Source organism: Bacillus subtilis subsp. subtilis str. 168, assembly GCF_000009045.1.
Classification (GTDB): domain Bacteria; phylum Bacillota; class Bacilli; order Bacillales; family Bacillaceae; genus Bacillus; species Bacillus subtilis.
This window is the reverse complement of the sequence record NC_000964.3, coordinates 976,460-988,995: the sequence shown is the minus strand read 5'-3', so window position 1 is coordinate 988,995 and position 12,536 is coordinate 976,460. Positions and strand designations below refer to the sequence as shown.

The following is a 12,536-nucleotide window of genomic DNA, read 5'->3' as shown; positions in this document are numbered from 1 at the left end:
TATAGGTTTTTCTAACTGGCTTTAATTATGCATGCAAATCTGGAGGAAATGCTTTCCCGGGAAATATAACGGTTAATTTGTCTAACGAGGGGGAAAATATGAATACACTGCAAAGGAGGGATCATGTTGTTCAACCAGCGAAGAGGAATCAGCCCCGCAGCATTGATCATAGGATCAACTATGCTTATTACTGCATTATCACCTCAGATCCGCCAAAGAATCAGCGGGTTTATCACAGGACAAATGAACAGACGAAATTCAGAAAATAACACGTTTGATGCTTCTAATGTAGGAAACATGGTCAAACAAGCATTTAGCGGAAGCAGCGGAAGCAGCGGTGATAACCAGGACCGTTCGCAGCATCAAAGCCAGCGGCAAAATGGCCGTCAGCACCAGCACGCTGGACAGCAGCAACCACAGCATCAGCATACACAGTCTCAAACTAGGCAAACTGAGACAGCCGCGAAAAAAAGACAGCCGCATTATGCTGAACCCATTCATTTTGAACAAAACGCAATGAATGTCATGGACGACAACACGATGATGGAAATGCTGGAGGACTTAGAGCCTGGCCGTTAAAAAAACGTGTAATCCTCTTGGATTACACGTTTTCATATGTTACGCTTCTTCAGCTTCAATCACTCTGGATTGATCATGAAATGCCCCTTGATCAATTTCTTTTGTGACCTTACTTGTAATAAGACCGGATGTCATGCTTCCGCTGACATTCAAAGCAGTACGCCCCATGTCGATTAACGGTTCAATTGAGATTAACAAACCGGCGAGCGCGACAGGCATGTTTAATGATGATAAAACAAGAAGCGCCGCGAATGTCGCTCCGCCGCCGACTCCGGCAACCCCGAAGGAGCTGATGGCAACGACTGCGATAACAGTGATAATAAACACCGGGTCAAATGGATTTTGGCCGACAGTCGGAGCAATCATCATCGCCAGCATCGCAGGATAAATGCCGGCACATCCATTTTGGCCGATCGAAAGACCGAACGAACCGGCAAAGTTTGCGATTCCCTCCGGTACACCCATGCTTCTCTGTGTTTTAATATTCAGCGGTAAAGCACCTGCGCTAGACCTTGACGTAAATGCAAATACAAGTACAGGCACCGCTTTTTTCAAATAAATCACCGGATTCAAGCCGCTGAACGTCAGCAGCAGCAAATGAATGATAAACATAGTGATTAACGCGGCATATGATGCAATCACGAACATGCCCAGTTTTAGAATGCTGTCAAGATCACTCGTTGCAATTGTTTTTGTCATGATGGCCAGCACCCCATAAGGCGTCAGTCTCAAAATGAGTGTGACAACACGCATGACAATGGCATAAACGGCATCAACCAGTTTTTTAAATGTTTCTGCCTGTTCCGGCTGTTTGTGTTTTACGCCGAGGAATGCCACTCCAAGGAAAGCGGCAAAAATAACGACAGCGATCGTTGAAGTCGGTCTAGCTCCCGTAAAATCTAAAAACGGGTTTCCAGGCAGCAGTTCAACAATCTGCTGCGGCAGCGTTTTCGCTGTCATATCCTCTGATTTCTGCTGAAGCTCCTGTCCCCGTGAAAGCTCTGTACTTCCTTGGTCAACCTGAATCGCCTGCAGATCAAATGAAAGCGCGGACGCGATACCGACAGCTGCAGCAACTGCTGTTGTTGCTACTAAAATCCCGATAATCAAACCGCTGATTTTCCCAAGATTTTTTGTCAGCTTCAGCTTTGTAAAGGCGCCGAGAATCGAAATAAAGACGAGCGGCATGACAACCATCTGAAGCAATTTGACATATCCGCCCCCGGCAATATTAAACCAGTCGGCTGTTTGAATGACTATATTTGAAGTCGGGCCGTAAATCAGCTGAAGCGCAAATCCGAATACAATCCCCAGCCCCAGCGCAGTAAATACACGTTTAGAGAAGGAAACATGTTTTTTCTGCATAACAAAGAGCCCTAAGATAAGTAAAAATAAAATAAATACATGTAATACAACCAGTAAAGTCTCCAAAGCAGGTAAACTCTCCCTTCAAATTTTCTCATTTACTATATTACACTAATTCCGATGGGTCAAGTGCGAATTATTTTAACTTATCAATTCAAGTAAAAAAACCTTATATAATGCCTTTTTTGTTCTTTTCTTTCCCTTCCATCTTTAGTACCTTATATAAGGGTGATAATATTTGCTGAAAGAACTGTTTGTAAATTTGACCATTTTAATCACATTTAATTATCTCTTCACCCACCTGTTTAAAGAAAGGCTAGTACATAAAAAAGACAGCATATCCTTTCAAGCTGTTAAAGGACTGGCCTGCGGTTTGCTCGGGGTTATTCTGATGGTTTTTGGATTTACCTATCAGCATTCAATTATTGATCTTCGAAATATCCCTATTATGATTGCCGCTCTTTATGGAGGCTGGGTTTCAACGGCAACGGCCCTGGCCATGATCACTGCAGGCCGCTTGCTGATTACGATGAACACATCTGCACTATACTCGGTTATTATCATTTGTATCGCTGCCATTCCGTCACTCATTGTTTCTAGAAGAAAAAAAGTTCAACTAAAACATGCTTTCTATCTTTTAATAATCACAAATAGCTTGATCTCCTTTTCCTTTTATTTTCTTATAGATTTACATTCATACGAACTTCATTTGTATTTTTGGATCATATCAATAGCGGGCGGCATGCTCAGTTTATATATTATTGATCATGAAACAAATGCACATCTTCTTTTTAAACAATATAAGTTTCAGGCGCACTTTGACTTTTTAACAGGCGTGTATAACCGAAGAAAATTTGAAGAAACCACAAAAGCTCTGTATCAGCAGGCGGCCGATACCCCGCATTTTCAATTTGCACTGATTTATATGGATATCGATCATTTTAAGACCATCAATGACCAATATGGCCATCATGAAGGAGATCAGGTGCTCAAAGAGCTAGGGTTACGTCTGAAGCAGACCATCCGAAATACTGATCCTGCCGCTCGGATCGGCGGTGAAGAATTTGCCGTGCTCCTGCCGAACTGTTCTCTTGATAAAGCAGCCCGGATCGCTGAACGGATCAGGAGCACTGTAAGTGATGCACCGATTGTATTAACAAACGGCGACGAGCTTTCAGTTACGATATCACTAGGGGCCGCTCATTACCCCAATAATACGGAACAGCCAGGATCCTTGCCCATTCTTGCCGATCAAATGCTTTACAAAGCGAAAGAAACGGGACGGAACAGAGTGTGTTTTTCAGAAAAAAAAGAATGAATTCAATGTTCGAATTCATTCTTCCAATCTGAAAGACGTTTCAAAGGCAGAAAAGCCGGGACAAGATCTCCCTGATATTCTTTTTCTATAAATGCCGCTGTATCATCAGCTTGATAAAGCTCAAGAATGGTTTGCAGCGCTTCCCGATCTTGATCCTCCGCTCTGACAACAATCAAATTCATCTCTTCCTCAGACATGAGTCCGCCGCTCTTTAGCGTATGCTTTTTCGGGTTCAAGCCCGCTTTTTTTGCTTCTGATGGTTTCATGACAAACACGTCGGCACCGCTCACTGCATCCTGTTGCCGGACAGCTTTTAATTTCAGGTGTCTCGGATTATCTTTAATCATATCAACTGAACCTGTTCCGTTAAATCCGTTTTTCAGCGTTAGCAAACCCGCTTCCTGGAGCACCGTAAGCGCCCTGCCAAAATCGAACGCTTTATCCGGAACAGAAACGACAGCTCCCCGCGATATATCTCGGATTCGTTCATATCGTTTTGAATAAATGCCCATGGGCGTTATGTATGTCGTCCCGAGCGGTGCCAAATTAAGTTTGTATTTTTCAGTGAACGACTGAAAATATGAAATGGTTTGAAAGGCGTTGGCATCAATTTCTTTGTTAGCAAGTGCGATATCAGACTCCGCATAATCAGAAAAAGGGATCAGCTGAATATCCAGCCCTGCCTCTTCAGCCTTTTGAGCAATATAGTTCCATATTGCCCCGTCAGACTCAGCAATCCCGATTTTTATCGATTCATGTTCTGCAGACGGTGAACATGCAGTAAATGAAACGAGAAGAACAAGGACGAAACTGCATATAAGCCACTTTTTCATTGTGACCATACTCCTATCTATGTATTAGAGCATGCAAGCAATATCAGACATAAAAATCATACGCTCTCTTAGTTGATAAACGTTGTCATTTGTAATATTGATTAACTTTTACCTTACTCATATCCAATAAGGTTGTCAATTCCTATTACTTATCTTCCCAAAATGAAGGAATACTAAGGCAAACGTATGATCACATATCGAGAAAACAGATGAATTTCCGTAAATAAATATCAAATTGAAAAATAAATATGGTATTTTCCGAAAAAAATTTCAATAAGCAGTTGTTTTTTCTGAAGATTACTGGTAGAGTAAAGGTAATTATTTTTGTTCGAACTATCTTTAAGAAGAAAGTTTTGTAAGAGTTTTCGTCTTGAAAGTTTGTTAAGAGCAAGAATAGTGAATTTAAGCGTTATGATCGCTTTAGGAGGAAATTTCATGTTAGAAGGTAAAGTAAAATGGTTCAACTCTGAAAAAGGTTTCGGATTCATCGAAGTAGAAGGTCAAGACGATGTATTCGTTCATTTCTCTGCTATTCAAGGCGAAGGCTTCAAAACTTTAGAAGAAGGCCAAGCTGTTTCTTTTGAAATCGTTGAAGGAAACCGCGGACCACAAGCTGCTAACGTTACTAAAGAAGCGTAAGCATAAATTGATATGAAAAACTGCAGGTGCAAACCTGCAGTTTTTATTTTGACAAAAAAGCTGTTTTGCATAAGCAAAACAGCTTTTTTTATTAGTTTGCAATATCCCGCTTCATGAAGATTCCGAAAGCAAGCAACAGGAAGATGATAAAGTAGATCGCCAGCATGACGAGAGAAAACGTCATAGTCATCCCTTTTATTAACGGTGTGCCATCCACATACTGAGTCAAGTCGACATTAGCAAACAATATATACTTTGCCCAGTCAAATTTCGCTGCAATAAATGCAGTTGCAGTCGTACCGGCAACCAACAAGAAGATGGAAAAACCAACCGCAAGAGAGCTGTTTCTGAATACCGCAGACAGCATAAACGCCATCGTCGCCACCATTAAAGCCGAGACGGATTCAGAAAGATACGTTGTAGCCAAATGCCCCATCATGTTTTGCTCAATGACATGGCCATCCTTATAGATTAAATGAATATTCGCGGCGGTTTCACCACCCGTTCCGAAGAAGATCAACCCTAATAAAGTAGAACCGATAAATAAAATCAACAGCAACAGGAGCCCAAACAGGAGAACTGTAATATATTTGGACATCAAAATTTGAAAACGACTGAGCGGCCGAATCATTAATAGCTTAATCGTTCCCCAATTAAATTCGTTCGCGACAATTCCGGCCGCGATGATAATAGTAAACAGACCGGTAAGGATGGTAAAGTTTGCTGAATCCGTTACATAAGACCATACCGTATAGCCCGTGTCACTAGGGATATTATGCTCGATGCGATAGTCATTGAGTGTGATTGTTTCTTTATACCCATCTTTCAGTGAAGGATCTTCTTTGATTTCTTTCTTTAATTCGGCGTTTTGTGCTTGAAGCTCTTGTTTCCAATGGGAATTTGATTCACCGGCAGAAAAATGATTCGCCAAAAATGCAAATCCAACCATTGTCAGCCCCAGAATTCCGATCATCACCCATGTTCCGGCACGGCTGAAAATTTTGAGCCACTCATTATAAATCAAATTAAGCATGCTGAACCTCCTCTTTTGTTTCACCTGTCATTTCTAAGAAACGGTCCTCTAATGATTTTGTTATGACCTTGACCTCATAAATACGGATTTGCTGCATCACCAGCAATTCAATAACCGCAGGGACTTCCTCTTTAGCCAGTTTGATTTCTACACCATTTGTCTTACTCAGCAAATCGTACTGATTTAAAACAGTAGCGGCTTCACTCGGCTGCTCAACCTGGAAGAAATATGTATCATTCTCATCAATGTTTTCATCTTTTACATTTTGAATATCGATCAGCTTTCCTTTTTGCAGAATCGCAATTCGATCACACATCAGTTCCATTTCTGACAGCAGGTGGCTTGAAACGATGACAGCCATTCCTCTTTCTCGGGTCAGCTTCTTTAAATGATCTCTGATTTCTCTGATCCCCGCCGGATCAAGGCCGTTTGTCGGTTCATCCAAAATCAGCACTTTCGGATCGTGCAGAAGGCATTGTGCCAAGCCAAGACGCTGTCTCATCCCCAGAGAATATGTTTTCACCTTGTCGTGGATTCTGTCTGTTAAACCGACCAGTTCAACAACTTCATCAATTTTTTCCTTCGTGACACCCTTGACCATCCTTGCGAATTGCTGGAGATTTTTATATCCGCTCAAAAATTTATACAGCTCGGGATTCTCAACGATCGCTCCGATATGCTTAATCGCCTTGGCATATTCTTTCGTAATTGATTGGCCGCAAATGAGGACATCACCTTTCGACAGCTTCATTAACCCCACCATCATCCGGATGGTTGTCGTTTTCCCCGCTCCGTTTGGTCCTAAAAAACCGAATACCTCGCCTTCACGAATCGTAAAACTGAGATCATCAATGATCGTTCGGCCTCTGATGTTTTTAGTCACGTTTTTCAATTCCAACACTGTTTTCATCATATTCCTCCTCTTTCTAGCAAACTTCCATTTTTGATTTAAACCATTGCAAAACAGACATGCCTTCCTGTTCACGAATATCTTCTACTTCACGCTGCGCAACTTTTTCTCCATTGGCGAGGATGATTACTTCATCTAACAAAGTCTCAATTTCATCAATTTCATGTGTCGCGATCACGACAATCTGCTGCTCAAAATCAATGTACGACACAAGGCTGTTTACGATGGAATCCCTGACCATCGGATCAAGCCCGGAAAAAGGTTCATCAAGCAAGATGACGTCTGCCCGTCTCGCTAAAGCAAGAACGATTTTCAGCCTGCCCCGATTTCCTTTTGATAGCTTTTTGATCTTTTTTTCCGGATTCAGCTGCATCTCATTCAATAGCTTATAAACCTGTTCTGTATGAAAATCAGGAAACTGCGACTGATAAAAATTCACCATATCTTTAACAGTGAAATGCGGATAAAACATATCAAGCTCAGTAAGATAAGCCGTTTGACGCACCATTTCTCTCGTAACCTGCTCTTCATCAACTTTTACAAATCCTGAAGTCGGAAACAGAAGGCCAGCCATCATTTTCAGGGTCGTTGACTTGCCGCTGCCGTTCGGTCCAATCAGGCCATAAATCCGTCCGGATGATAGGGTGATTGACACATCATTGACGGCCGTATGGCGGCCGTATTTTTTTGATACATGTTCTAGCTTGATTTCCATTTTAGCCTCCCTCTGTGAATGTTTTAATCCCTTCTAACATTTCTTCTTTCGTTAGCCCCAGCTCTTTCATTTGCTTGACAAAGCCTTCCAGCACCTCTCGTGTCAGCTTGTCTTTCAGCTCGTCTACGATTTCTGCTTTTTCCGCAATAAACGTCCCTTGACCTCTTCTTGTCTCCACAATACCCAGCCTTTCCATCTCACTGTAAGTTCTTTGAATTGTATTGGGATTTACTTTAGTTTGAATCGCCATTTCTCTTACTGAAGGAAGCTTGTCTCCTGGGAGCAGCTCCTTCCTGACCAGCCTATAAAAGATCTGATCAGCGATCTGCAGATAAATCGGTTTCGAGGATTGGAATTGATTGTCCATATTTACACCTCTACTTTACGATCAAGCAGTTTTGAAGCCATGATGAGCAGCAAGAATGTGATGACTATAGCAATAGGAAACCCTAGCACAGACAGATGGATAGGTTTTAGTTCCAATCTCCAAACATTGTGGAAGTGGAAATCAAAATTGCAATAGACTGTTACAGGCCAGAAATGCTTTTGAGATTCAACCAAAGGGCTTATGATGTATTCATCGAAGAATAACCACATTGCGACCAACAGAACCATCGCAGCCCACCGCATTCCGCGCCAATTTCTGAGAGAGTGAAAAACAGTCCAAAACACAATGACTGTTACTGACATATCTAACGAAGAAATAAGCCCATACATATTCAGCAAAGCCACTGTACTCGTTATATCAACTTGATGCTCCAGCAGATTTTTTACAGAGAGCATATGATACATCCATATGCCATAGGCTGTTAATGCCAACTGAATCACAAATTGATAGAGCAAAGATGCTGCCAATTTAGAAGAAAACAGCCATAAGCCGCCATTTGGATTGTACAGCCAAAGCTGTGATTTCCCTTCCTTGCGAAGGTGATAAAAAACAAAAACAGGAGATAAGAAAAGCAGAAAAAAAGCAACTGCAACAAAAAAACCAAAAATGACTAGAGGTTCTTTCGTGCGAGAAGCTATAATATGGCCTGTTCCCAATAAGAAAATGATTCCGCATATCCATACTAGCAGCCACATTCTTGAAAGCTTGATATCTTTCTTTAATAAACCTAAAAAAGAATTCATGTCTTTACCTCCCGGAAAAAATCCTCGGTGTATGAGTAACATAGTACACTAGATCAAGGTGGAATACAACATATTCCATGGATTTATTTGATAAAAACATAATTGATGGAAACAGCAAAAAAGGCAAACCCGCATGAGTAAACGGATTTGCCTTTTTCATTACTTTTTCTTATTTTTCATAGAGAGCAGCGCATCACGATAGCTGCGGTCCTGCATTTTGTCACTTTCCTCAGTGACCTCTTCTTCTGCATGAACTTCATCAGAATGCTTAAACTTTTGCAGCGCCTGCCTGTAAATATCATCACCCATTGTGTCACGCTTCTCTTTTGGAGAATCGTTTTTGACAACGGATGGCGTATGCTCGGCAGCCCTTGCTTCAGCAGGGTAATGCGCTTCGTTTTTTTCCTCTTCTGGAGGTGCGATTCTATCGGTTGCTTCTTGCTTCTCAGGTCCAGGTGAGGCGTTGCGGACGTTAAATGTAATAAGGGCCGCAATGACAATGACAGCAGCAATTATTGCTATAATAATGGCCATTTCAACCTCTCCTTACTGTCCTGCTGTTAGGTTTCCTGTGACTTGGCTGACACGTCTTCCCAACGCGCGTCCAAGCTGAATACCTTCCTCAGACATTAACTCATCACTGTCTACCGGACAAGTGACACCTGCTCCGTAATAAGAGCCATAAAGTGCGTTTTCAGGCACGTTGCCAGGCAGTCCGACAACAATCATGCCTTGGTGGAACATCGGCGTGATTAAATTGTGCATTGTCATTTCCAAGCCGCCGTGTGTTGTTGCCGTTGTGCAGAAGACAGCACCGACTTTGTTGATCAGCTCGCCTTCAGCCCACAAGTAGCCAAGTCTGTCGATCCAAGTTTTAAGACCGGAGCTGATTGTTCCGAAATGCCCTGGGCATCCCCAAATAATCGCATCCATATCTTTAAGCTTGCGGATATCAGCCTGATCTACATGGTCGATGAACACTTCAGCCGCGTCGTTTTCTCTCGCGCCTTCAGCAATCGCTTCTGCAAGCACTTTAGTATGTTCGCCTTCACTATCATACACTACATAAATTTTCATTCAGGAAACCTCCCTGTACAGATTAAGATTCCTTAGCTTCTTTTGGAGCAGGAAGTAATGAAAGCTCCTCTTTTTTCTTCTTACGCAATTTATCTTTTCTGACGTCACGCAGGAAGATACTTAAAATCAAACCTGCTACACAGAATAAGGTTGCCCACATAAAGGCATCATTTATCCCCATGACATTGGAATCGAGTGATGCGTGTTTATAAATATGTGAGTACACATATGTTTTCGCCGTATCATAAGACACATTCATATTCACCATTAAATTCGAAACTGCATTTTGGAACGCATGGAGGAAGTTCGGGTCCGCCGTGCTTGTTTTATCTGCAATTTGTGAATAATGGAATGTCGTCCGGTTTGTATAAATCGTCGTAATTAAACTTGTTCCGATTGATCCGCTGATTTGGCGAAGCGTGTTACTCATCGCCGTTCCGTGGCTGTTCAGACGGGCAGGAAGCTGGTTCATCCCGGCTGTCATGACTGGCATCATTAAGAGAGACATACCAAATGCACGAATTGAATAGATCAGCATGATGTGTGTATATGGTGTATCAATTGTCAATTGCGTGTATTGATACGTTGTTACCACTGTCACGAGAAGCCCGATAATCGCAAGCGGTCTCGGTCCGAATTTATCGAACAAAATACCTGAGATCGGTGACATAATCAGCATAACGATCGCACCCGGAAGCAGAAGCAGACCGGATTGAAGCGCCGTAAAGCCGACCAGGTTTTGCAGATAAATCGGTAAAAGGAACATACCAGTGTAAAGTGCCACTGTAATAATGATATTAATGACACTCGAGAGTGAGAAAATGTCATATTTAAACACTCTGAAATCAAGCATCGGATCATCATGACGCAATTGCTGAACAACAAAAGCAACAATTGCAATGGCTCCGATAATAACTGTAGACAATACAATCGGGTCGGTCCAGCCGTCAGATCCGGCTTCACTGACTCCGTATAATAAGGAGGCGAATCCGACAATCGAGAGGATTGCGCCAAGAGTATCGAGTTTGATTTTTTGCGGCTCCACCATATTTTTAAAGATGAAGAAAGCCACAATGATAACAATTGCGCCGATCGGCACAAGTCCGTAAAACATAATGCGCCATGTATAATGCTCAATAATCCACCCGGAAAGAGTCGGGCCGACCGCTGGAGCAAACATCATCGCTAGCCCGAAAATCCCCATTCCTTTCCCCCTGCTTTCAGGCGGGAAAATTAACAGAATGGTTGTCATAACGAGCGGCTGCAAGATACCTCCGCCCACGGCCTGAATCAAACGGCCGATCAGCATTGTAGAGAAGTTAGGTGCGATACCGCAGACTAACGTACCGAGCGTAAAACAAAACATCGCGACGAGAAAGAGACTCCGCTGGCCAAATCGTGTAATCAGGAAAGCAGATAACGGAATCAATACACCGTTAACAAGCATGTAACCTGTTGTCAGCCACTGAATCGTCGTTGCACTTACGCCAAATTCAGTCATTAAGTGCGGCATTGCAACATTAAGCAGTGTTTGGTTTAGAATTGCCAAAAATAAACCCGCCATTAGCACAATCAGCAATGACATAGGGTTTTTTGCATTTTTTTCTTTGCCTGTAGCCATCTAAGACAACCTCCTTTCATGGTTTGATGACTGATCTGTTTTACTCAGAAATTTTAACAGATGCATTCATTCCAGGAAGCACCTTATCAGATGGGTTTTTGATTGAAATTTTCACAGGAACTTTTTGTGTTACTTTTGTGTAGTTTCCGCTTGAATTTGTAGAAGGAAGCATATCAAAAGTTGAGTTAGTCGCATAACCAATTTCTTCTACAGTACCGTCAAATGTAGTATCAGGGTCTCCGTCAACTACTACGTCTACACTATTTCCTACTTCAATATCCGCAATATCTGTTTCTTTAATATTTGCTGTGATGTATAGGTTGTCCATGTCAATCGTTTGTGCAATTGTTGTACCAGCTTGTACGGTTTGTCCGTTTTTCACTTCGTTTTTCACAATTGTGCCATCCATAATGGATTTTACGTCAACAGTTTGTTCACCTTTGATTTTTGCAACTGTGTCGCCTTTTTTCACTGTTTTTCCTTCGTCCAGATCCCAGTCAGATACTTTACCTGCTGCTGGAGCAGTAATAGCAGCCATATCGCCCGCTACTTTTGCTTCATCTGTTTTTACGTAGTTTGTGCTTTGATAATAGTAGTAAGCACCTCCAGCTATAATTGCAAGAACAACAATCAAACCGATAATGTTGGTCAGAATTAAACGTCCTCTGTTCATTTTGTTTTCTCCTTTCGTTTCATCCTCTATCATTTTGCGGAAAGCTGGTGAAAATATGTGAGAAGTTTTTAATTACCGCTTTTTTCTGAACAGCCTTCAGCAAGCTTCGTTAAACTTCCGGCTAGTTTGCGCAAATACTGCAGCTGGGAGGTATCAAGCTTTTGGTACAAGCCAGCACCCATTTTTGCATATTGCACAGCGGCTTTTTCTATCAGTTCTTCCCCCTCTTCGGTTAACTGAATCATGACGATACGGCGGTCATCCGGACTGTCATATCGATTCATCAATTGGCGCTTATACAGAATATCTGTCATCCGCGTCACAGAAGCAGGCTTAAGATCAAGCGACATTGCCAGCTTGCTTAGCGGGGTGCTTCCGCTTTGATGAATTTTAAACATCAGCAAATATTGAAGGACTGTAATATCAAAAGGCTCAAGCACAATCTCCAATATCTTCTTCTGTTTTTTATATATCGCCCGAGACGTATCGAAGAGCTGTTCAAAAGTGAGCAAAGCACGTTCTGATTCAGTCAACTCCTTTTCACCTCATTCCTCAATAATAGTTCACAAGATAAAATATTAATAAATGAAAGAAGATTTGTCAAAGGAAAAATTTCTTTTTCTCCCGTATTTTTTTCGCAAG

Annotated in this window: 16 protein-coding genes; 3 read left to right on the top strand and 13 right to left on the bottom strand. The window is 42.0% G+C overall.

Annotation, left to right across the window (positions count from 1 at the left end; all coding sequences use genetic code 11):
* Window positions 1-123 precede the first annotated feature (123 nt).
* Window positions 124-579, top strand: coding sequence for an expressed protein of unknown function (yhcM, locus tag BSU_09140; RefSeq protein NP_388795.1), 456 nt, complete (start codon window positions 124-126; stop codon window positions 577-579).
* A gap of 39 nt (window positions 580-618) precedes the next feature.
* Here yhcM and tcyP read toward each other — a convergent pair whose 3' ends face one another.
* Window positions 619-2,010 (bottom strand): (sodium)-cystine symporter, encoded by a 1,392-nt coding sequence (gene tcyP / locus BSU_09130; protein NP_388794.1) that lies wholly within the window; start codon window positions 2,008-2,010, stop codon window positions 619-621.
* Between the two features lie 172 nt (window positions 2,011-2,182).
* Between tcyP and dgcK the strand changes: the two genes are divergently transcribed.
* Window positions 2,183-3,262, top strand: a complete 1,080-nt coding sequence (dgcK, locus tag BSU_09120; RefSeq protein ID NP_388793.1) for a diguanylate cyclase — start codon at window positions 2,183-2,185, stop codon at window positions 3,260-3,262.
* 2 nt (window positions 3,263-3,264) lie between these two features.
* Here the strand turns inward: dgcK and yhcJ are convergent, their stop codons facing one another.
* A complete protein-coding gene (yhcJ, locus tag BSU_09110) occupies window positions 3,265-4,095 on the bottom strand; it encodes a putative ABC transporter (binding lipoprotein) (RefSeq protein NP_388792.2) in 831 nt (276 codons plus the stop codon).
* Between the two features lie 435 nt (window positions 4,096-4,530).
* Between yhcJ and cspB the strand changes: the two genes are divergently transcribed.
* Window positions 4,531-4,734 carry a major cold-shock protein, RNA helicase co-factor, RNA co-chaperone gene (gene cspB, locus BSU_09100; RefSeq protein NP_388791.1) on the top strand — a complete coding sequence of 68 codons (204 nt, stop codon included), beginning with the start codon at window positions 4,531-4,533 and terminating at the stop codon, window positions 4,732-4,734.
* 91 nt (window positions 4,735-4,825) lie between these two features.
* Here cspB and yhcI read toward each other — a convergent pair whose 3' ends face one another.
* Genes yhcI through yhbI form a run of 11 tightly spaced genes read right to left on the bottom strand, consistent with a single transcriptional unit; the run spans window position 4,826 to window position 12,427 of the window.
* Window positions 4,826-5,767 (bottom strand): putative ABC transporter (permease), encoded by a 942-nt coding sequence (gene yhcI, locus BSU_09090; protein ID NP_388790.1) that lies wholly within the window; start codon window positions 5,765-5,767, stop codon window positions 4,826-4,828.
* Window positions 5,760-6,677, bottom strand: coding sequence for a putative ABC transporter (ATP-binding protein) (gene yhcH / locus BSU_09080; RefSeq protein ID NP_388789.1), 918 nt, complete (start codon window positions 6,675-6,677; stop codon window positions 5,760-5,762). Before yhcH ends, yhcI begins: the two co-directional genes overlap by 8 nt.
* 16 nt (window positions 6,678-6,693) lie before the next feature.
* The gene (gene yhcG, locus BSU_09070; protein NP_388788.1) at window positions 6,694-7,392 is read right to left on the bottom strand and encodes a putative ABC transporter ATP-binding protein; all 699 of its coding nucleotides are present in this window, start codon (window positions 7,390-7,392) and stop codon (window positions 6,694-6,696) included.
* A 1-nt stretch (window position 7,393) separates the two neighbouring features.
* Window positions 7,394-7,759, bottom strand: coding sequence for a putative transcriptional regulator (GntR family) (gene yhcF / locus BSU_09060; RefSeq protein ID NP_388787.1), 366 nt, complete (start codon window positions 7,757-7,759; stop codon window positions 7,394-7,396).
* Window positions 7,760-7,761: 2 nt separating this feature from the next.
* Entirely contained in the window at window positions 7,762-8,523 is a 762-nt protein-coding gene (yhcE, locus tag BSU_09050) for a putative integral inner membrane orphan protein (protein ID NP_388786.1), read from the bottom strand.
* Between the two features lie 4 nt (window positions 8,524-8,527).
* A complete protein-coding gene (gene yhcD / locus BSU_09040; protein NP_388785.1) occupies window positions 8,528-8,683 on the bottom strand; it encodes a hypothetical protein in 156 nt (51 codons plus the stop codon).
* On the bottom strand, window positions 8,683-9,057 hold the full coding sequence (gene yhcC, locus BSU_09030; RefSeq protein NP_388784.1) for a hypothetical membrane protein: 375 nt from the start codon (window positions 9,055-9,057) through the stop codon (window positions 8,683-8,685). The genes yhcD and yhcC overlap by 1 nt, the downstream gene beginning before the upstream one ends.
* Before the next feature lie 12 nt (window positions 9,058-9,069).
* Window positions 9,070-9,600 carry an NADH:quinone oxidoreductase associated to benzoate stress gene (yhcB, locus tag BSU_09020; protein NP_388783.1) on the bottom strand — a complete coding sequence of 177 codons (531 nt, stop codon included), beginning with the start codon at window positions 9,598-9,600 and terminating at the stop codon, window positions 9,070-9,072.
* A 22-nt stretch (window positions 9,601-9,622) separates the two neighbouring features.
* Complete coding sequence (gene yhcA / locus BSU_09010; protein NP_388782.1) at window positions 9,623-11,221, bottom strand: putative exporter (benzoate transcriptome); 1,599 nt, start codon at window positions 11,219-11,221, stop codon at window positions 9,623-9,625.
* Between the two features lie 40 nt (window positions 11,222-11,261).
* Complete coding sequence (yhbJ, locus tag BSU_09000; RefSeq protein ID NP_388781.1) at window positions 11,262-11,927, bottom strand: putative membrane fusion protein; putative exporter subunit (benzoate transcriptome); 666 nt, start codon at window positions 11,925-11,927, stop codon at window positions 11,262-11,264.
* A gap of 35 nt (window positions 11,928-11,962) precedes the next feature.
* Window positions 11,963-12,427 (bottom strand): putative transcriptional regulator (MarR family) induced by acid stress, encoded by a 465-nt coding sequence (gene yhbI / locus BSU_08990; protein ID NP_388780.1) that lies wholly within the window; start codon window positions 12,425-12,427, stop codon window positions 11,963-11,965.
* Window positions 12,428-12,536 lie beyond the last annotated feature (109 nt).